Origin of the sequence: Caballeronia sp. LZ043, assembly GCF_031451075.1 — a bacterium.
GTDB lineage: Bacteria > Pseudomonadota > Gammaproteobacteria > Burkholderiales > Burkholderiaceae > Caballeronia.
Genome location: NZ_JARUXT010000001.1, coordinates 189,961 through 209,858, shown reverse-complemented (window position 1 = coordinate 209,858; position 19,898 = coordinate 189,961). Strand labels below are relative to the sequence as shown.

The 19,898-nt window shown below is 64.3% G+C and carries 19 protein-coding genes and 1 pseudogene; 4 read left to right on the top strand and 16 right to left on the bottom strand.

Going from position 1 to position 19,898, the window contains the following annotated elements; translation table 11 throughout:
* Nucleotides 1-251 precede the first annotated feature (251 nt).
* Nucleotides 252-1,187 (top strand): RNA polymerase sigma factor RpoH, encoded by a 936-nt coding sequence (rpoH, locus tag QCE64_RS01035; protein WP_309811346.1) that lies wholly within the window; start codon nt 252-254, stop codon nt 1,185-1,187.
* A gap of 138 nt (nt 1,188-1,325) precedes the next feature.
* Here the strand turns inward: rpoH and nagE are convergent, their stop codons facing one another.
* The 5 genes and pseudogenes from nagE to QCE64_RS01010 all read right to left on the bottom strand — a co-directional run bounded on the left by nagE (nt 1,326) and on the right by QCE64_RS01010 (nt 8,903).
* Nucleotides 1,326-3,149, bottom strand: coding sequence for an N-acetylglucosamine-specific PTS transporter subunit IIBC (nagE, locus tag QCE64_RS01030; RefSeq protein WP_310002453.1), 1,824 nt, complete (start codon nt 3,147-3,149; stop codon nt 1,326-1,328).
* Between the two features lie 85 nt (nt 3,150-3,234).
* Complete coding sequence (gene ptsP, locus QCE64_RS01025) at nt 3,235-5,832, bottom strand: phosphoenolpyruvate--protein phosphotransferase (protein WP_310004105.1); 2,598 nt, start codon at nt 5,830-5,832, stop codon at nt 3,235-3,237.
* A gap of 12 nt (nt 5,833-5,844) precedes the next feature.
* The gene (locus QCE64_RS01020; RefSeq protein ID WP_310004103.1) at nt 5,845-6,852 is read right to left on the bottom strand and encodes an SIS domain-containing protein; all 1,008 of its coding nucleotides are present in this window, start codon (nt 6,850-6,852) and stop codon (nt 5,845-5,847) included.
* On the bottom strand, nt 6,845-7,948 hold the full coding sequence (gene nagA, locus QCE64_RS01015; RefSeq protein ID WP_309913500.1) for an N-acetylglucosamine-6-phosphate deacetylase: 1,104 nt from the start codon (nt 7,946-7,948) through the stop codon (nt 6,845-6,847). Before nagA ends, QCE64_RS01020 begins: the two co-directional genes overlap by 8 nt.
* Nucleotides 7,949-8,169: 221 nt before the next feature.
* A pseudogene (locus QCE64_RS01010) lies at nt 8,170-8,903 on the bottom strand (GntR family transcriptional regulator).
* A gap of 319 nt (nt 8,904-9,222) precedes the next feature.
* Between QCE64_RS01010 and QCE64_RS01005 the strand changes: the two are divergent.
* Nucleotides 9,223-10,149 carry a bifunctional helix-turn-helix transcriptional regulator/GNAT family N-acetyltransferase gene (locus tag QCE64_RS01005; RefSeq protein WP_309913494.1) on the top strand — a complete coding sequence of 309 codons (927 nt, stop codon included), beginning with the start codon at nt 9,223-9,225 and terminating at the stop codon, nt 10,147-10,149.
* 87 nt (nt 10,150-10,236) lie between these two features.
* On the opposite strand, the gene QCE64_RS01000 is transcribed toward QCE64_RS01005, so the two are convergent.
* Nucleotides 10,237-11,055, bottom strand: coding sequence for a MetQ/NlpA family lipoprotein (locus QCE64_RS01000; protein ID WP_309913492.1), 819 nt, complete (start codon nt 11,053-11,055; stop codon nt 10,237-10,239).
* 193 nt (nt 11,056-11,248) lie between these two features.
* Between QCE64_RS01000 and QCE64_RS00995 the strand changes: the two genes are divergently transcribed.
* On the top strand, nt 11,249-11,548 hold the full coding sequence (locus QCE64_RS00995) for a YciI family protein (RefSeq protein ID WP_309913488.1): 300 nt from the start codon (nt 11,249-11,251) through the stop codon (nt 11,546-11,548).
* A 33-nt stretch (nt 11,549-11,581) separates the two neighbouring features.
* On the opposite strand, the gene QCE64_RS00990 is transcribed toward QCE64_RS00995, so the two are convergent.
* The 5 genes from QCE64_RS00990 to QCE64_RS00970 are packed head-to-tail and all read right to left on the bottom strand — an operon-like array spanning nt 11,582 to nt 15,668.
* Nucleotides 11,582-12,172 (bottom strand): SCO family protein, encoded by a 591-nt coding sequence (locus QCE64_RS00990; RefSeq protein ID WP_309807103.1) that lies wholly within the window; start codon nt 12,170-12,172, stop codon nt 11,582-11,584.
* Nucleotides 12,169-13,074, bottom strand: a complete 906-nt coding sequence (gene cyoE / locus QCE64_RS00985; RefSeq protein WP_309807102.1) for a heme o synthase — start codon at nt 13,072-13,074, stop codon at nt 12,169-12,171. Before cyoE ends, QCE64_RS00990 begins: the two co-directional genes overlap by 4 nt.
* 9 nt (nt 13,075-13,083) lie before the next feature.
* On the bottom strand, nt 13,084-14,193 hold the full coding sequence (locus QCE64_RS00980) for a COX15/CtaA family protein (RefSeq protein ID WP_309913483.1): 1,110 nt from the start codon (nt 14,191-14,193) through the stop codon (nt 13,084-13,086).
* A gap of 36 nt (nt 14,194-14,229) precedes the next feature.
* Nucleotides 14,230-14,895 (bottom strand): SCO family protein, encoded by a 666-nt coding sequence (locus tag QCE64_RS00975; RefSeq protein ID WP_404987123.1) that lies wholly within the window; start codon nt 14,893-14,895, stop codon nt 14,230-14,232.
* Nucleotides 14,896-14,924: 29 nt separating this feature from the next.
* Nucleotides 14,925-15,668: an SURF1 family protein gene (locus QCE64_RS00970; RefSeq protein WP_309913480.1), complete on the bottom strand. Its 744-nt coding sequence runs from the start codon at nt 15,666-15,668 to the stop codon at nt 14,925-14,927.
* Between the two features lie 159 nt (nt 15,669-15,827).
* Between QCE64_RS00970 and QCE64_RS00965 the strand changes: the two genes are divergently transcribed.
* Nucleotides 15,828-16,037, top strand: a complete 210-nt coding sequence (locus QCE64_RS00965; RefSeq protein ID WP_309807098.1) for a twin transmembrane helix small protein — start codon at nt 15,828-15,830, stop codon at nt 16,035-16,037.
* Nucleotides 16,038-16,233: 196 nt separating this feature from the next.
* Here QCE64_RS00965 and QCE64_RS00960 read toward each other — a convergent pair whose 3' ends face one another.
* The 5 genes from QCE64_RS00960 to ctaD form a co-directional block, all read right to left on the bottom strand.
* On the bottom strand, nt 16,234-17,091 hold the full coding sequence (locus tag QCE64_RS00960; RefSeq protein WP_309807097.1) for a cytochrome c oxidase subunit 3: 858 nt from the start codon (nt 17,089-17,091) through the stop codon (nt 16,234-16,236).
* A gap of 82 nt (nt 17,092-17,173) precedes the next feature.
* Entirely contained in the window at nt 17,174-17,374 is a 201-nt protein-coding gene (locus QCE64_RS00955; protein WP_309913477.1) for a DUF2970 domain-containing protein, read from the bottom strand.
* 5 nt (nt 17,375-17,379) lie between these two features.
* Nucleotides 17,380-17,952, bottom strand: coding sequence for a cytochrome c oxidase assembly protein (locus tag QCE64_RS00950; RefSeq protein ID WP_309807095.1), 573 nt, complete (start codon nt 17,950-17,952; stop codon nt 17,380-17,382).
* A 9-nt stretch (nt 17,953-17,961) separates the two neighbouring features.
* On the bottom strand, nt 17,962-18,102 hold the full coding sequence (locus QCE64_RS00945) for a cytochrome oxidase small assembly protein (RefSeq protein WP_087047888.1): 141 nt from the start codon (nt 18,100-18,102) through the stop codon (nt 17,962-17,964).
* A gap of 73 nt (nt 18,103-18,175) precedes the next feature.
* Entirely contained in the window at nt 18,176-19,789 is a 1,614-nt protein-coding gene (gene ctaD, locus QCE64_RS00940; RefSeq protein ID WP_309807093.1) for a cytochrome c oxidase subunit I, read from the bottom strand.
* Nucleotides 19,790-19,898 lie beyond the last annotated feature (109 nt).

The following is a 19,898-nucleotide window of genomic DNA, read 5'->3' as shown; positions in this document are numbered from 1 at the left end:
TCTGCCAGGTTCAAACTGGAAATACATTCGACACTGCCCCCCATATCGGTAAGTCTGACCTTGTACGCCGCAACAGTCTGTCCTATTAAACCCGCAACTCTGATAGCATTTGTGGGAACTCCCGCATATCCCTCCCCTCTAACACTTAGCACTCGTTGAACCGGAGTGCTAATATCGTGCTTGACTTGTCGCGGCTGGATTCAACAGAAGGCCAAGGCAACCAGCAATTGTTGATTAAGGAGCTTATGAGCGTGTCCAATGCGATGACCCTTCCGAATGTACTGAGCTCGGCACCTGCCAAGGCATCTTCGGCAGGCGCGCTGACGTACGCACAGTCGTCGATGTTGACCGGCCAGATCGGCAACATCGATTCCTACATACAAGCAGTGAACCGTATTCCGATGCTGTCGCAAGCAGAGGAACGTCAGTACGCCACTGAATTCCGCGAACAGGGCAACCTGAACGCCGCGCGCCAGTTGGTGCTTTCGCACTTGCGGCTGGTCGTGTCGATCGCCCGCAACTATCTTGGCTACGGCCTGCCGCACGCGGACCTGATCCAGGAAGGCAACATCGGTCTGATGAAAGCCGTGAAGCGTTTCGACCCGGAGCAAAACGTGCGCCTGGTGTCGTACGCCATGCACTGGATCAAGGCCGAGATCCACGAATACATTCTGCGCAACTGGCGCATGGTCAAGGTCGCAACCACGAAGGCCCAGCGCAAGCTGTTCTTCAATCTTCGCAGCCACAAGACCAGCCATGCGGCATTCACGCCGGACGAGATCGAAGGCCTCGCGAGCGAACTGAACGTGAAGCGCGAGGAAGTTGCGGAGATGGAAACGCGTCTGTCGGGCGGCGACATTGCGCTCGAAGGCCAGGTGGAAGACGGCGAGGAAGCGTTCGCGCCCATCGCCTATCTGGCTGACTCGCACAACGAGCCGACCAACGTGATCGCCGCGCGCCAGTTCGACAAGCTGCAAAGCGACGGCCTGGCCGACGCGCTGGAGTCGCTCGACGAGCGCAGCCGCCGCATCATCGAGGCGCGCTGGCTCGACGTGCAGGACGACGGCTCGGGCGGCAAGACGCTGCACGAACTGGCCGATGAATTCGGCGTCTCGGCGGAGCGCATTCGCCAGATCGAGGCCAGCGCCATGAAGAAGATGCGTTCCGCGCTGCACGACTACGCGTAACGCCTGACTATGCCTTAAGCAGAAACTGCAAGGCCGGCCGTCGCAAGACGGCCGGCCTTTTCTTTTTTCTTGCTCCGAATGCAGCATAAGTAACGGCGCCCGCAGGCGCCGTTACGTTACGACAGCTCCATCACCGCATCACGCCGGCAGGGGCGCCGCGCCGCCGCCATTGTTCGACAGACGCGTCGACATCTGCGCGGCATAACGCTGCGCCGCCGCGCCCACGACAATGTGGAACGTATCCGCCGACACCCACGCCACATCCAGCGCCGACAGCCGCTGCCGATCCACCGACGAAGGATCGCGCACGACCACACGCAGGCGCGTCGCCGCGACGGCATCGAGCGAGGCCACATTGGTCGCGCCGCCGAACACCGCGAGCCAGCGCAGCGGATCGGGATCGAGCGGGCCGGCGGTTTGATCGCCGGAAGTCGCGGTAGCCGTAGCCGTGGCCGATGCCGCAACAGCCGCCGCCGGTTGCGCCGGCGCCGACGATGCCGGCGTCGCGCCGCGCTCCGACGAATGCTCCAGTTCACCGCGGATTTCATCGGCGATGAGATCCGCTTCCGGCCCGATGATGACCTGTACGTTGGTCGCGCCGCGCTTGAGCACGCCACGCGCGCCAATCGTCTTCAACTGCGCTTCCGAGACCTTCTCCGAGTTCACGACCGAGAGACGCAGGCGCGTCGTGCAGGCATCGACGAGCGTCAGGTTCGACGCACCGCCCAGCGCGGCAATGTACTTCGCGGCACGCGAGCTCGCGGCCGACGCGGCCACCGTGCCCGGCAGCGGCGGAATCAGGCCGCCTTCCACCGTTTGCGTGGCATCGGTTTCAGCGTCGGTCGTGGCCGGCTCACGGCCCGGCGTCGCCATGTTGAAGCGGCGGATGAAGAAGCGGAACAGCCCGTAGTAGATGACGAAATAGATCACGCCGATCACGAGCGCCAGCCAGCCGCGCTGCGACAGCCCGTAGTTCAGCACGTAGTCGATCGCGCCCGCCGAGAACGTGAAGCCCAGATGGATGCCGAGCGCGGAGCAGATCGCAAGCGACAGCCCCGTCAGCACGGCGTGGATGCCGTACAGCACCGGCGCCAGAAACATGAAGCTGTATTCAATCGGCTCGGTCACGCCGGTCAGGAACGCGGTCAGGGCCATCGAGAACAACAGGCCGCCCACCACCGCGCGGCGCTCCTTCGGCGCTTCGTGGAACATCGCGAGGCACGCGGCCGGCAGGCCGAACATCATGATCGGGAAGAAGCCGGTCATGAAGCCGCCCGCGGTCTTGTCGCCGGCGAAGAAACGATGCAGGTCGCCATGCACGATCGCCCCGCCGTCGGGCGGGGTGAACGAACCGAACACGAACCAGGCCAGCGAATTGATGATGTGATGCAGGCCCGTGACGAGCAGGATCCGGTTCAGCACGCCGAACACGAAGGTGCCGAGCGCGCCGGCCGTCGTGAGCCAGTTGCCCGCGCTGTCGATGGCCGCCTGCACCGGCTGCCAGACATAGCCGAACACGATGCCGAGTATCAGGCAGGCGACGCCCGTGACAATCGGCACGAAGCGCTTGCCGCCGAAGAACGCCAGGTACTCGGGGAGCTTGATGTCCTTGTACTTGTTATACAGATAGCCGGCCACCATCCCGGCGATGATCCCCGACAGCACGCCCATGTTGAGCTTGTCGTTGATGTCCTTCATCACGGCGATCTCGATCAGATAGCCGATCGCACCGGCCAGGCCCGCCGTGCCGTTGTTGTCCTTCGCGAAACCCACCGCCACGCCGATGGCGAACAGCAGCGGCAGATTCGTGAAGATGGCGTCACCGGCGTCGGCGATCATCTTGATGTTGAAGACATCGGGCTGGCCGAGCCGCAGAAGCAGGCCGGCCACCGGTAGCACGGCGATCGGCAGCATCAGCGCGCGACCTAGTCGCTGCATTTTCGCAAACGGGTTGGCGTCCATCGGGTTCTCCAAAAATATAGGTCTTGTCGTTACTGCTTCGGGGATGGCCAAAAATGGCTTGCGCGCGACGGACCGCGGGGGACGATCAGTCCTGCGGCCAGATCTCGCGGCTTGCCGCTCTTACTGCCTGTGCCGATTCGAGCGCGAGGCAATCCTCGGCGCGCTGACGGCAAAGCTGATAGTCGAGATTGCGCACCCGCGCCTTGATGCCGGGCACCGACACCGGATCGACCGACAGTTCGGTCACGCCGAGGCCGACGAGCAAGGGCGCCGCAACCGGATCGCCGCCGAGCGCACCGCACACGCCGACCCACTTGCCGTGCTTCTCCGCGCCCTGCACCGCCGTCTTGATGAGGCGCAGGACAGCCGGATGCAGACCGTCCGACTGCGCGGCGAGATCGGGCTGGCAGCGGTCCATCGCGAGCGTGTACTGGGTCAGATCGTTGGTGCCGATGGAGAGGAAGTCCGCGTATTTCGCGAGCTGGTCGGCGAGCAGCGCCGCCGACGGCACCTCGATCATCACGCCCACTTCCACCGGCTCCGTGCGTCCCGCTTCGCGCGCCAGTTCGTCGATGCGCGCGCGTAGGCGCTGAAGCTCGCCGGAATCGGTGACCATCGGCAGGAGAATGCGCACCGCGCTCGCCGGCTTGACGGCCAGCAGGCCGCGCAGCTGGTCGTCGAGCAGATCGGGGCGCACTTGTGCGAGCCGGATGCCGCGCAGGCCCAGCGCCGGATTTTCCTCAGGCGGCAGCGTCAGGTAGTCGACTTCCTTGTCCGCGCCTACGTCCAGCGTGCGGATGATGGCCGTGCGGCCCTGCAAGGCGTCGACGATTCCTTGGTAGCTCTCCGCGTGCTCAGTGGCGGTGGGCGCCGACTGGCGATGGATGAACAGCAGTTCGGTGCGCAGCAGGCCGACGGCGTCGGCGCCGTTCTCGACGGCGGCCTTCGCGTCGTCGAGCGTCGCGATGTTGGCGGCGACTTCGATCGCCCGGCCGTCCTTCGTCGAGGCCGCTTCTTGCGACAGCTTGCGGTTCGCTTCGCGCACGCCGGCCAGACGATCGCGCTCGGCGCGGGCGCGTTCGACATCGACGTCGGTGGGCGCATGCTCGAGGCGGCCCGCCGAGGCATCGACGACGACCTGCGTGCCTTCCGGAATGGCGTGCAGCGCATCGCCGATGGCGACCAGCGCCGGGATGCCGATCTGCCGCGCGATGATCGCCGCGTGCGAAGTTGCGCCGCCGCGCGACATCACGAGCGCCGTGACGCGCGTGCGGTCGAGCGAGGCCAGGTCGGACGGGGTGAATTCGGTCGCCGCGAGCACGGCTTCCGGCGGCAGTTCCGCTGCCGCCGTATTGGTCAGCCCGAGCGCGCGCAGCACGCGCTTGGCGATGTCGCGCAGATCGGCGGCGCGCTCGGCGAGGAGATCGTCCTGCACGTTCGAGAGCAACGCGATCTGCGTCTGGATCGCTTCGCGCCACGCAAAGCCCGCGCTCTTGCCGAGGCTGATCAGATCGCGCGCGGCGTCAACCAAAGTCGGGTCTTCCAGCAGCACGCGATGCACCGCGAAAATCCCCGCCTCACCCACCGCGCCGCGCTGCGAGGCAGTGCGCACGGTCTCGCCGAGTTCGGCATCGACCTGGGCGATGGCGCGATCGAGCGCACGGCTTTCCGCCGCCGACGAACCGCTCGCCTGCTCCGGCGGCACGATGTCCTGGTCGTCCCATCGCACCAGCTTTCCGACCGCGATGCCCGGCGCGGCGCACACGCCCGCGAGCGTGTTGGGCGGCAGCGGCTGGCCCGCGTCGGCCGTCCGCGCAGCCGACGCGACAGGCGCCGGCGAACGCGTCTGCGCCCGCGATTCCTCGACTTCGCCATGCGCCTCGCGCAGCAATTCGGCGGCGACCGCGTCCACGGCCTGCTGCGCCTGCGCGCCGATGCCGACCAGTTCGACCGTCACGCCTTCGCCCGCACCGAGGCTGAGCAAGCCGACCACGCTCTCCACCGGCGCTTTCTTGCCTTCGTAACGCACTTCCACCTTGGCGTCGAAACCGCGCGCGGCCTCGCGCGCCCGCGCCGCCGGCCGCGCATGCAGACCGCCCGCGCTCGCCAGCGTCAGGCGACGGCGCGCCTCTTCCATGACGAGCGCACCCGAGCGCGCCGTCTCGGCCCGCTCGCCGGCTTTCGCACGGAGAACCAGCAAGCGCGCACCGGACTTCAGCACGCCGCGCCCGGCGCGCTCGATGACATCGAACGCGTCGCCGTTGGCGATCGCGATCACGGAAACGAGGCTCGGCGCGTGTTGCGCGACAAAATCTGCGTTGAATTCGATCAGCGGCTGGCCGGCGCGCACCTCGGCGCCCTGCTCGACCATCGGCGCGAAGCCCTCGCCGCCCAGCTCGACCGTGTCGATGCCGATATGCACGAGAATTTCCGCGCCCTCCTTCGTGCGCAGCGTCACCGCGTGATGGGTGCGCGCGAGATGGGTCACGGTGCCGTCGCAGGGCGCGGCCAGCACGTTGTCGAGCGGATCGATGCCGATGCCGTCGCCGAACATGCCCTGCGCAAACACCGGGTCCGGCACGTCGGCGAGCGGGACGATCGGGCCGGTGAACGGCGCGAGCAGCACGACATCGCTCGGGTTATCGGTGGAATGATTCAACAGGGACTCCTCGGCACGGCGCATCGGCTTTCTCACTCAATGGGTTTCGGTGACCTTGTTCAGGTGGCGCGGCGCGTCGGGATTGCGCCCGCGCGCGGCGGCCAGACCCGCGGCCATCACGTAGAACGAAAGGATCGCGGCAATCGGATCCAGCGCCGGATGATCCGTGGCGACGAGCGGCAGCTCCGCGTCCGCGACGTCCTCCGGCGCGGCGAGCAGCACGCGCGCGCCGCGTGCGCGCATGTCGGCGGCAAGCTGGATCAGACCTGCCTGCTCCGGTCCGCGCGGCGCGAACACGAGCAGCGGATAGTCGCGATCGATGATTTCCATCGGACCATGACGCACTTCGGCGCTGGAGAACGCCTCGGCCTGGATGCCCGAGGTCTCCTTGAGCTTGAGCGCGGCTTCCTGGGCGATCGCGAGACCGAGACCCCGTCCGATCACGATCATCCGGTCGATGTTCGTCAGCTCCGTCACCGCGCGCGTCCAGTCGAGCCGGCCCGCGGCGCGCAGTGCGTCCGGCAGGGATTCGAGCGCCTTCAGCAGTTCGGCGTCGCGTTGCACGTGAGCGACCACGATGGCCGAGAGCGAGAGCATCGCGATGTAGCTCTTGGTCGCGGCCACCGAGAGTTCCGGACCCGCGAGCAAGGGCAGGAAGTATTCGCAGGCGCTTTCGAGCGACGAGCCTTCGACATTGACGGCCGCGACCGTGAAGGCGCCGGCGTTGCGCAACGCCTGCATCGTGCCGACGAGATCCGGGCTCTTGCCCGACTGCGAGAACGCGACGGCCAATTGGCCCGACACGCGCAGCGGCGCCTGTTGCAGCGTGGCGACCGACATCGGCAGCGAAGCGACCGGCACGCCGAGGCGGCTCATGGTCAGGCTTGCGAAATAACTGGCGGCGTGATCCGAGCTGCCGCGCGCCACGGTCAGCGCGACGTGACGCGGCTGCTCCGCCAGTTTTACGGCGAGCGCCTCGACGCGCGAGGTATCGGCGAGCTGGGCCGCGACGACATTCGCGGCTTCCAGCGCTTCGTTAAGCATATTCGACAATGGATTCTCCTTCGACATACGTGGCGGTCAGCGCGTGGTCCCGGTCGAGCACGACGAGATCGGCCCATGCGCCGCGCGCGATGCGGCCGCGATCTTCGAGTCCGAGGTAATCGGCGGGATAGCGCGACAGGCGATTCGAGACGTCCGCGAGCGGAATGCCCAGCGAGACGAGATTGCGCAGCGCCTGGTCCATGGTGAGCGTGCTGCCGGCAAGCGTCCCGTCGGCGAGACGCACGCCGCCCATGCACTTGGTCACATGCTGGCTGCCCAGGCGATATTCGCCGTCGGGCATGCCCGCCGCCGAGGTGCTGTCGGTGACCACATACAGGCGCGGGATCGCACGCAGCGCGGCGCGGATCGCGCCCGGATGCACGTGCAGCAGATCGGGAATGAGCTCGGCGTATTCGGCGTGCGCGAGCGCCGCGCCGACCATGCCCGGATCGCGGTGATGCAGCGGCGACATGGCGTTGAACAAATGCGTGAAACCGCGGGCGCCGTGCTTGAGCGCGTTGACGGCGTCGTCATAGGTGCCGAGCGAATGGCCGAGCTGCACGCGTACGCCGCGCGCCGCCATGTCGGAAATGATGTCGAGATGGCCGGAGATTTCCGGCGCGATCGTCACCACGCGAATCGGCGCGAGTTCGAGGTACTTCAGCACCTCGCTGCGCACCGCGACGGCAGCCGCGTCCGGTTGCGCGCCCAGCTTGCCGGGATTGATGTACGGCCCTTCGAGATGCACGCCGAGCACGCGTGCGCCGCCCGCCGCGCGCCGCTTCGCCTGTTCGCCGAGACCGGCCACGACCTGCATGAGTTCGTCGCGCGGCGCGGTCATGGTCGTGGCGAGCAGGCTCGTCGTGCCGTGTTGCGCGTGCTGGCGCGTCACGGTGTCGGCGGCGTCGCCGCCTTCCATGATGTCGCGCCCGCCGCCGCCATGCACGTGCAGGTCGATGAAGCCCGGCAGGATGTATGGCGCATCGTTCGCGAGCGGATCGACGATATGCCCTTCGAGCGCCGTCACGCGGCCGTTCTCGAAACGCACCGAGCCATGGATCCAGCCGTCGGTCGTGAGTATGTTTCCTTTCAGCATGAAGTTCTCTGGAAGTACGCGATGCTTGAATGAGGTTCAGTGTCGTCCGCGCCCTGCTGCGAGCAGGCTTCCATCGGATGGAAAGGCGAACGGCTTCCTTGGGTCCTCTCGTTCTGTTCTTTGTTGCTGATGCTGCGGGTGTTGCGGGTGTTGCGGGTGTTGCGGGTGTTGCGGGGCTTGCGGGTGATGCGGGGCTTGCTGCTGATTGCGCTACCGGGAATTCATCGGTGCAGTTCCGCGACGAAGTCGTAGTAGTCGTCGCGGCAATAGGTATCCGTCAGTTCGATTGCGCGTTGATCCGCCGAATAGCCGATCCGCGTGATCACGAGCAAGGCGGCGCGCGGCGCGACACCCATCAGCCGGGCGATGTCCACACTCGCATTCACCGCGCGAAAGTGCTGCAACGCGCGCACCACCGACAGTCCACGCTCCTCCAGATAGCGATACAGCGACAGCCCGATTGCGTCCGGGTCCGGTACGACGGCCACCGGCAAGGTTGATTGCTCCACGGCCATCACGATGCCGTCCGCACGGCGCAGACGCTTCAGGCTCGCAACGGCCGCGCCCGGAGACAGACCCAGACGCACCGTTTCCTCCCGATTCGCTGTGCGCAGTCTGCGATCCAGCCAGACCGAATCCGACCTGAAGCCGCGCTGCTCCATTTTCGCGTGAAGCCGGTCAGACGGGACAGCGGATCTTCGGTGCGTGGCGTGATGAAACTGCCGGCACCGCGTGCGCGCCGGATGAGGCCTTGCTCGACCAGCAGCGCCAGTGCCTTGCGCGCCGTGATGCGCGACACGCCCACCGCTTCCGACAACGTGCGCTCCGCCGGCAACGCCTCGCCTGCGCTCCGGGTGCCCGCATGAATGGCGCTGGCAAGACGCGACGCAAGCTGCAGGTAGAGCGGCGTTGCGCTCTGTGCATCCGGCGTCAATGCCTGCCAATCGTCACCCATCTGGGCTCCCGAAAACCTTGAACGGAGCCCATTATATAACCAACATAATACCAGTCAACGCCTGTTCAACGCCCTTGCGATAGCGATATAACCTGTTTAAAATCAATAAGTTATATGATTTTCTTCGCATTTTTTCGAATTTGACGAACATCAGGATTTACCCGTATCGGCATTCCACTTTTACAAGTGGTTTGCAATGTTGAATTCATTCAACTTTCGGGCATTTTCGTATTCGCATGACCAATCCTTCTTGGCACAATGCTGTCGCTAATTCGGATTCAAAACTAAATTCAATCAAAAATTTTTGAGAGACTACGCGATGGGCCATCCAGATCCGAGCCGGGCCGTTGAAGCAGTGCGTCGCTTCAACCGCTTCTATGCGCGCCATACCGGCGCGCTCCATGAGCGGCTTCACAAGAGTTCGCTTTCCCTTACCGAGATTCGCATCCTTCACGAGCTGGCGCAGCACAAAGCCAGCACGGCCGCGGACCTGTCGCGCAATCTTGGACTGGACACCGGCTATCTCAGCCGGTTGATCAGCAACTTCCAGAAGCTCGGACTGATCGCGCGCCGCAAGAACGAGGCGGACGGACGCGCTCATCTGCTGTCAATCACACCCGAGGCGAAGGCCAAGGTCGATGAAATCGACCTGCATGTTTCCGGCGACACCGCGTTGTTGCTGAAGAAGCTCACGTGCGCCGAAATCGAGCAGTTGTGCTCGGCCATGGCGGATGTCGAACGCCTGCTGTCGCCGGCGCGTCCTGATGTCGAGACGCGTCTTCGTGGTCCACGCGGCGGCGACTTCGGCTGGATGATCGAGCGCCATGCACACCTTTCCGTGGCCGGACGGCCGAAGTTGCAGCACGAGGCGTTCGCCGCGAAACTGGTCGCGCGCTTTTTGACGGCCATGCAGGCGAACACACCGCGTATCGCCTGCTGGGTGGCGGAGCAGGACAATTCCACGCGTATCGGCGCAGCCATGCTGACCGAGGCGTCGCACACGCAGGCGAGCATCGACATGTTGTTCGTCGAGCCGGGCGCGCGCCGTCGCGGGCTTGGAGAACGGATGCTGGCCGCCGCCACCAACTTCGCGCACGGCGCCGGCTATGGACAGGTGATCTGCCGTCTCGAGGAGGCTCAGGAGGATCTGTGCGGACTGTTCCTGCATACCGGCTTCACGCCCGTGCAGGACGATTCGACCACCCTGATCTGGCAACGCGAATTGCAGCAGCTGTTTGTCGAATGAAGCGGCGCGGCGTGAAAGGCACAACGGCGTCCCGCAGGACGCCGTTGCTGGCAATGACGGGCGAAGGCGTCGAGCCTTCGAGCGCCCTCAGAACGACGGCACCATCGAGCCCTTGAACTCGCTCTTCAGGAACTGGCGCACGTCGTCGGACTGGTAGGCGGCCACGAGTTTCTTCACCCACGGCTGGTCCTTGTCCTGCGCGCGCACGGCGATCAGGTTCGCGTACGGGCTATGCACGTCTTCGAGCGCAATGGCGTCCTTCGTCGGCTGCAGGCCTGCCGCAAGCGCGAAGTTCGTGTTGATGACGGCAGCGTCGACGTCGGCGAGCGTGCGCGGCAACTGCGCTGCATCGAGTTCGACCAGCTTGATCTTTTTCGGATTCGCCGCCACGTCGAGCGCGGTCGCGTTGTTGCCGTTCGTGCCGGCGCCCGCCTTCAACTTGATCACGCCCTGCGTCTGCAACAGCAGCAGCGCGCGGTTCTCGTTCGACGGATCATTCGGCACCGCCACCTTCGCGCCCTGCGGCAAGTCCTTCAACGACTTGAGCTTCTTCGAATACACGCCGAGCGGCGAGATATAGGTCAGGCCCGCGCTGACGATCTTGTAGCCGCGCTGCTTCACCTGGCTGTCGAGATAAGGCTGGTGCTGGAAACTGTTGGCGTCGAGATCGCCGGCGTCGAGCGCGGCGTTCGGCTGCACGTAGTCGTTGAACTCGATGACCTTCACGTTCAGCCCTTCGCGCTTCGCGACCTTCTGCACGACTTGCCAGATCTGCGCGTCGGGGCCGCTGATGGTGCCGACCTTGATGACCTTGTCATCCGCGTGCGCGGCGGCGCTCGCGAACAAAGCGGCGGACGTGAGGGCGGTGAGGGCGGTAAGGGCTTTGAGCAAATTTCTGCGCTGCATGGTGTTCCTTGTTTCGATGATGCGTGGCTTGCAGGTAGGCGCCGGTGAGTGACGCGCCAGGGTGACGGATGTTCGCACAGCGCTGGTGCAAGTCGAAATACCGTTTGCTCATGTCTTTATCACGTGCATCACGACGCAGCTAGAATCGCGACAGAAGATCACCATTGCGCATTCAAAGGAGGCGAGCCTCGACATGTATCTGATCAACCTGCGCTATACCGGCGCGCTGGCCGAAATCGACGACGCACTCGACGCTCACCGGCTCTTTCTCGAACGCTATTTCGCGGCGGGCGTGTTCGTCATCGCGGGGCCGAAGGTACCGCGCGAGGGCGGCGTGATCCTGGCGTCGAACATCGAACGTGAGCGGCTCGACGCGATCATCGCCGAGGACCCGTTCACGCAGCAAAATCTCGCGCACTACGAGATCACCGAGTTCAAGGCCACGCGGCTTGCGCCCGGGCTGAACCTGCCGGAGCCTTCTTCCGACGCATGAGAAAACGGCCCGTCGAGCGGGCCGTTTGCAGGTTCAGTCGATCAGCAGCTTCAGGTCGTGCACCCAGGGCTCGACGCCCTGGCCGTCGCGCGCGAAGAGACGCAGCTTGCCGTCCTTGTCGAAGACGTAGCTGGCAGCGGTGTGATCCATCGTGTAGTCGTCGGCGGTCTTGCCCGCCGATTTCGCGTAGTACACGCGAAAGTCCTTGGCGACCTGCGCGAGCTGCGCGTCGTTGTCAGGCCTCAGGCCGATGAACGAAGGATTGAAGGCCGCCACGTACTGACCCAGCAATTCAGGCGTATCGCGTGCGGGATCGACGGTCACCATCAGCACCTGCACGTCCTTCGCCTTGTCGCCGAGTTGCTGCAGCGCTTGCGAGAGTTCGGCGAGCGTGGTCGGGCAGACATCGGGGCAATGCGTATAGCCGAAGAACAGCACGACGGCCTTGCCCTTGAAATCGCCGAGCGTGCGGGTCTTGCCGTGCGTGTCGGGCAGCGAGAAGGCGCTGCCGAACTGCTTGTTGCCGGTGATGTCGAGATTCTTGAAATCGGGCGCTTTCTCGCAGGCGGAAAGCAGCGCCGCGATGAACAGCAGCGCGAACAGACGACGCAGACCGGCCATCATGCCCCGATCACCGTGCGCACGTAATGATCGACGAGCAGCGCGCCGAACAGCAGCGACAGATACACGATGGAATAGCGGAAGGTCCTGCGCGCGAGGGCATCGGAATAATCGCGGTACATCTTCCACGCATAGCCGATGAACCCCGCGCCGAGCGCGATCGCACTCGCCAGATACACGACGCCGCTCATGCCGGAGATGTAGGGCATCAGCGTGACGGCGAACAGCACCAGCGTGTACAGGAAGATGTTGAGCAGCGTGTACTTCTCGCCATGCGTGACCGGCAGCATGGGCAGGCCGGCGTTCTCATAGTCCTTGCGGCGATACAGCGCGAGCGCCCAGAAATGCGGCGGCGTCCAGACGAAGATGATCAGCACGAGAATCCACGCGTCGCCGGGCACGGCGCCCGTCACCGCGGCCCAGCCGAGCGCGGGCGGCATGGCGCCGGACGCGCCGCCGATCACGATGTTCTGCGGCGTGTACGGCTTGAGCAGCAGCGTATAGATGACCGCATAGCCGACGAAGGTGGCGAGCGTGAGCCACATCGTGAGCGGATTGGTGAAGCGATAGAGCGTCCACATGCCGATGCCGCCCAGCACCGCCGAGAACCACAGGATCTGCGCCGTGGTGATCTGGCCGCGCGCGGACGGACGCCATGCAGTGCGGCGCATCTTGGCATCGACTTTCTGCTCGACGAGACAGTTGATGGCGAAGGCCGCGCCTGCCAGCAGCCAGATGCCGACGGCGCCGCCGATCAGCTTGTCCCACGGCACCATGCCGGGAGTGGACAGGAACATGCCGATGACGGCACAGAACACCGCGAGTTGCGTGACGCGCGGCTTGGTCAGCGCGAGATACTGCGCTGCGCGGCTGCCGATGGGGGAGTTGAGAGTCGTGCTGTCCATGATGTGGAGTCACGCTGAAACGACGTCGCGCGCGGGAAGCGTGGCGCGGCCGGGACGGCTGGAAGAGATTCGAAAGTTTAGCATAACGAGTAGCAGCAACAGGATCGCGGCGCCGCCGTTGTGCGCGACGGCAATGGGCAGCGGCCATTGCAGCACGATGTTCGAGAGGCCGGTCAGGAACTGGATCACGATCACGAACAATACGCCATTCGCGGGCTTGCGCAGCGATTCGAATCGTCGCAGGCGGCTTGCAAGCCACAGCAGGTACAACACCACAACGATCGCAAAGGTGCGGTGCGTCCAGTGGATCGCGACCAGCGCGTCCTGCGAGATCACATCGCCGTCGCCGGTCATGCCGAGCGCGCGCCACAGATGGAAGCCGTGCTCGAAGTTCATCGGCGGAATCCATTGGCCGTTGCACAGCGGGAAGTCGGTACACGCGAGCACCGCGTAATTGGTGCTGACCCAGCCGCCCAGCGCAATCTGCACGATCAGCAACAGCAAGCCGAACATCGCGGCGGGCATCCAGCGCGCGGCGGCGGTGTCGAGCGACGGAATCGGCGTCATGCGCGCGGCCAGCCAGCCGAGCACGCCGAGCAGCGCCAGGCCGAGCAGCAGGTGCGTCGTGACGATCACCGGCTGCAGCTTGAGCGTGACCGTCCATGCGCCGAACGCGCCTTGCAGCAGGATCAGCGCGAGGATGCCGGTCGGCCACCACGGCGACACGTGCAGCGGCCGCTTCCTGATGCGCGCGGCCCACGCGATGATCGTCTGCGCGATGATCAGCACGCCGATCGCCATCGCAAAGTAACGGTGCAGCATTTCGATCCACGCCTTCATCATGCTGACGGGGCCGGTCGGCATCGCCTGGTACGCGGCGGCAATCTGCGCATGCGCGATGAACGGCGACGACGTGCCGTAGCAGCCCGGCCAGTCGGGACAGCCGAGGCCCGAATCGGTCAGGCGCGTGAAGCCGCCGAACATGATCAGGTCGAGCGTCAGGAAAGTCGTGAGCCAGACGAGCTTGCGAAACTTGCTGTCATCAGCCTTGACCCACACGTAGGACAGCGGCAGCAGCGCGATGCACACGCCGATCAGCCCCAGTTGCAGTAGGAACATGCTCTCTTACCCTTGCACTTCAGTATCAGGCGCCCATCAACCGATCCGCGACCACTTCAACAGCTTGGCCACGTCGCCGTTGATCTTCTTCGGATCGGGGTTCTTCGGGAAACGCATCATCAGATTGCCGTTCGGATCGACGAGATAGATGTGGTCCGTGAGCTTCGTGCCGTCATCGACGGGCAGCCACGCGGCCACCGCCTTCTCGTCGGCGACCAGCATGCGCGTGTCGGGTTGCGGATAGGCGGCCTTGATGACGTCGGAGACCGGCTTGTCATCGGTACGCAGCCAGACGTTCACCACGCGCTCGCGCTCGCCCGATTGCAGCACGCGCACCTGACGCATGAAGTAGAGGCGCGTCACGCATTGCTCGTCGCACGCGCTGCCGTTCACCGTGATCATCAGCCATTTGCCTTCGAGCGACTTGAGCGGCACGCTCTGCCCCTGCTCGTTCGTCACGACCAGTTGCGAAGGAATCGGCCGCTGCGGTTCGACCAGCGCGCCGTAACTCGACGTGCCGCCCGCCGGCTTGAACACGTAGTACATCAGATAGGACGCGATCACCGGCGCCGCGCACACGAGCGCCAGCAAGACCAGCATCCAGCGTCCGCTGGTCCAGGAGCCTTGTCTGGCCGTGCGTTGCCGGGCGCGGGGGGTCTTGTCGGGATCGGTGTCGGCGGCGGTGGAGCGTTGTGTTTGCATCGATGAAACGTGCCTCGGTTCTTCGGTTGTCAGGCGTGGTGTTCGGCTTCTTCGTCGAGTGTGTCGCGTGTCGTGCCCTTCTTCGCGGCACGCCGCGCGGCGTACAGGCCGAAGCCGACCGCCGCCGCCGCCATGCCCCACCACTGGAACATGTAGCCATAGTTGCGCTCGACGCCCAAGGTCGGCGCGGGCCAGTCACGCACGAGCTTGTCGCCGGTGTCGTTGGTCTGCTGGATCACGAACGGCTGGAACGACAGACCGGTTTCTGCGGCATACGCGCGGATATCCAGGTTCTGGCGGATCTCCTTGTGCGCGGCCGAGCCGCCATGACCCAGTTCGAAAGCCTGCGACGCATTGGCGCGCGCGATGCCCTGCACGTCGACGACCCCTTTCGGCGTGTCGTACGCCTCGATGCCCGTGCGATCCGCCATATTGCGCGGCAGCCAGCCGCGATTCACGAGCACGTAGCCGCCGTCCTCGAGTTTAAGCGGCATCACGACATAAAAGCCCGGCTGGTCGTTATACGGACGATTGTCCAGATACACGACGCGTTCCGGCATGAACTCCCCGCGCGCCTCGACGCGATGAAATTCGATCGACTTCAGCGGCAGCGGCTCGACGCGGACTGTCTGCGCCGGCGCATGTTCGAAGGCGAGGATATGCGCGTTGAGCGCCTCCTTCTGATGGGCGCGGTCGCGCTGCCAGAAGCCCAGCCGCACCGTCACCGCGACGACGATCAGGATGAGGAGCGTGGGCCAGAAACGAATCTTCATGCGGCAAGCCTTACCGCCGGCATCCGTTTGAGCGGCGCACGGCGCAATCCGTCGAGTGAGATAATAGGATGTTTCGATTCCATACTGCTCAAGGTGGTTCCTGACATGGCCTGAAGTGCCGCCAACCGGACCCACGAGCAAACAACGCTGGCTGGTTTCATGCACATCTTCGTTGCTATCGCATTCATCCTGATCATCGGCAGCCTGGGCTCGGCGCTCTACTTCATGATGACCGACAAGGGCCGCACCAAGCGGATGGTCTGGTCGCTCGCCGCGCGCGTCGGACTGTCCATCTCGCTGTTCCTCTTCATCCTGTTCGCTCACTGGATGGGCTGGATTCAATCATCGGGCGTGCCGATCGGACGATAACGCCGTTGCGGGCAGGTCCCGCGAGACGGATTGTCGCGCCCGGTGCCTGTCCTGCTCACTGCGCTTCAAACGACAACGCCGCCCCTGTGGACTTCGAGGGCGGCGTGTAGGTCACTGCTTCTATGCTCTCTTCAACCAGCGTTGCCACCGGTCGCGCATCGCGGACGGCGCAGCGCGCCGGTCCGCTCCAGTCTTCTTACAGCCAGTAGACGACGACGTACAGACCCAGCCACACGACGTCGACAAAGTGCCAGTACCATGCGGCGCCTTCGAAGGCGAAGTGATGCTCCGCCGTGAAGTGACCGCGGATCAGACGGATCATCACCACGGCCAGCATCGTGCCGCCGAGGAACACGTGGAAGCCGTGGAAGCCGGTCAGCAGGAAGAACGTCGAGCCATACACGCCGGAATTGAGCGTCAGGTTCAGTTCGTTGTACGCGTGGAAGTATTCGTAGCCCTGGCAGAACAGGAAGATCAGGCCCAGCAGCACGGTGGCGCCCAGCCAGATGATCGCTTTCTTGCGATGGTCTTCACGCAGCGCGTGGTGAGCCACCGTCAGCGTCGCGCCGGACGACAGCAGCAGCGCGGTGTTGATGGTCGGCAGGGGCCACGGCACCATCGCGCGGAAATGCGGCACGAGCGCGGCGGGACCGTTGTTCGGCCAGACGGCGCTGAAGTCCGGCCAGATCAGCTTGTAATCGAGGCTGCCGAGTTCATGCAGCGCGATCTGCCGCGCATAGAACAGCGCGCCGAAGAATGCCGCGAAGAACATGACTTCCGAGAAGATGAACCAGCTCATGCTCCAGCGGTACGACACATCCACGCGCTTGCCGTACATGCCGCCTTCGGATTCGGAGATGGCGTCGCCGAACCAGTGCCACAGCACGAACAGTACGAACAGCAGGCCGATGAACGTGCCCGCAGGCCCGAAGCTATGACCGTTCACCCACGATGCCAGCGACGCCAGCATGATCAGCAGGCCGGTTGCAGCCATCACCGGATGCCGCGACGGATGCGGCACGAAATAGTACGGGCTCTCGTTTTGACCGCTCATTGTTGATTCTCCACTTCGATCCAGTTGCTTGAATTTTCTTTTCCCGCCGGACGCATGGCTGGGCCACGTCCCGGCGTTCCGTCTATCCCACTACCGCGCGCACGATCAGCAGCAACACGACGATGAACAGCACCGCGCCGATGATGCCTGCCGCGATCAGATGCAGCGGGTTCAGCTGGGCCGCATCGCTTTCCAGGTCCGCGCGCCGGCGTACGCCGAAGAACGACCAGAACACGGCCTTCATGAGCTTGAGGAAACCACCCTTCGGCGAATCCGCGCTCATGGCCGTCAGGTTCCTTTCTCGACCGTCTTCGGCGCATCCAGCTCGAAGAACGTGTACGACAGGGTGATCGTCCTGATGTCCTTCGGCAGCTTCGGGTCGACGACGAACACCACCGGCAGGCGCTTGGTTTCGTTCGGGCCGAGCGTCTGCTGCGTGAAGCAGAAGCATTCGATCTTGTTGAAATACTCGGTGGCCTGCTTCGGGGCATAGCTCGGGATGGCCTGCGCCTTCACCGTGCGACCCTGCTGGTTGGTCACCTGGTACATCACCGTCATCACTTCGCCGGGGTGGATGTCCAGCGTGTTCTGCTCCGGCTTGAACTGCAGCGGACCGCGTGCGTTCGCATCGAACTCGATAGACACCGTGCGGCTCGCATCCACCTGCGTGTTCTTCGCCTCGCGCGCGCTGACGTCGCGCTGCACGAGGTTGTTGATGCCGGTGACTTCGCAGATGGCCTTGTACATCGGCACCAGCGCGAAGCCGAAGCCGAACATCAGCGCGGCCACGACGAACAGCTTGACGAGCATCGACCGGTTGAACGACCGGTCGACATGCGAATTTTCCTGCGGAGCAGACACTTGGCTTTCCTACCCTCGTGACAACAGGTACTGCCTGACGACGATACCCACAAAGAAGACGGCGGCAATCAACACCATGACGATTCCGAGCCGCTTGTTGCCCGCGCGGATTTCTTCGGGCGTGCGTCTTTTTTGTGGATCCGGGGCCATGCTTTCCTTGGCTTTCCTTGCTCTCGATTCGCGGGACGCTCAAGAGAGCCGTCCCGCGAAACATTCAGACTGATTACTCGACCGTCGGCGGATGCTCGAAGGTATGGAACGGCGCCGGGCTCGGCACGGTCCATTCGAGGCCTTCCGCGCCATCCCACGGCTTGTCGCTCGCCTTCTCCAGCTCGCCGCCGCCACGGTACGTGGGCAGCGCGACCGCGAACAGGAAGTACACCTGCGCGAGGCCGAAGCCGAATGCGCCGATGGTCGCGATCTGGTTGAAGTCGGTGAACTGCGCCGGGTAGTCCGCATAGCGGCGCGGCATGCCCGCGAGACCCAGGAAGTGCATCGGGAAGAACGTGATGTTGAAGAAGATCATCGACGCCCAGAAGTGGATCTTGCCGCGCATCTCGTTGTACATCCAGCCGGTCCACTTCGGCGCCCAGTAGTACCAGCCCGAGAACAGCGCGAACAGCGAACCCGCCACCAGCACGTAGTGGAAGTGCGCCACCACGTAGTAGGTGCCGTGCATCTGGATGTCGAGCGGTGCCATCGAGAGGATCAGGCCCGTGAAGCCGCCCATCGTGAACACGAACAGGAAGCCGATCGCGAACAGCATCGGGGTTTCAAAGGACAGCGCGCCGCGCCACATGGTGGCCACCCAGTTGAACACCTTCACGCCCGTCGGCACGGCGATCAGCATCGTGGCGTACATGAAGAACAGCTGGCCCGTCACCGGCATGCCGGTCGCGAACATGTGGTGCGCCCACACCATGAACGACAGGATCGCGATCGATGCCGTTGCATACACCATCGAGCTATAGCCGAACAGCGGCTTGCGCGAGAACGCCGGGATCACCTGCGACACGATCCCGAACGCCGGCAAGATCATGATGTACACCTCGGGGTGACCGAAGAACCAGAAGATGTGCTGGTACATCACCGGATCGCCGCCGCCCGCTGCGTTGAAGAACGACGTGCCGAAGTGACGATCGAACAGCACCATGGTGATGGCGCCCGCCAGAACCGGCATCACGGCGATCAGCAGGTACGCGGTGATCAGCCAGGTCCACGCGAACATCGGCATCTTCATGAGCGTCATGCCCGGCGCGCGCATGTTGAGGATGGTCACGACGATGTTGATGCCGCCCATGATCGACGACGCACCCATGATGTGGACCGCGAAGATCGCGAAGTCCATGCCCGGGCCCATCTGCGTGGAGAGCGGCGCGTACAGCGTCCAGCCCGCGGCGGTCGCGCCGCCCGGTGCGAAGAACGAACCGACCAGCAGCACGGCGGCGGCCGGCAGCAGCCAGAAGCTGAAGTTGTTCATCCGCGCGAACGCCATGTCCGATGCGCCGATCTGCAGCGGCACCATCCAGTTCGCGAAACCGACGAACGCCGGCATGATCGCGCCGAACACCATGATGAGGCCGTGCATGGTGGTCAGCTGATTGAAGAACTCGGGGCGCATGATCTGCAGGCCCGGCTCGAACAGCTCGGCACGGATGCCGAGCGCCATCACGCCTCCAGAGAGGAACATGATGAAGGAGAACAACAGGTACAGCGTACCGATGTCCTTGTGGTTGGTGGCGAAAAGCCAGCGGCGCCAGCCATGCGGCAGTTCGTGCGCATGGTCATCGTGCGCGTGGTCGTGGCCTGCGCCTACATCGTGTCCGATGCTAGACATGACAATCATCTCCTAAAGCGAATACTCGGGGCACTTGGCAATGACGCGTGGTTTTCCGTTGCTTATATGCATCTTCCGATGCGGCGAAGGAAAACAGCACGCCAGGCAC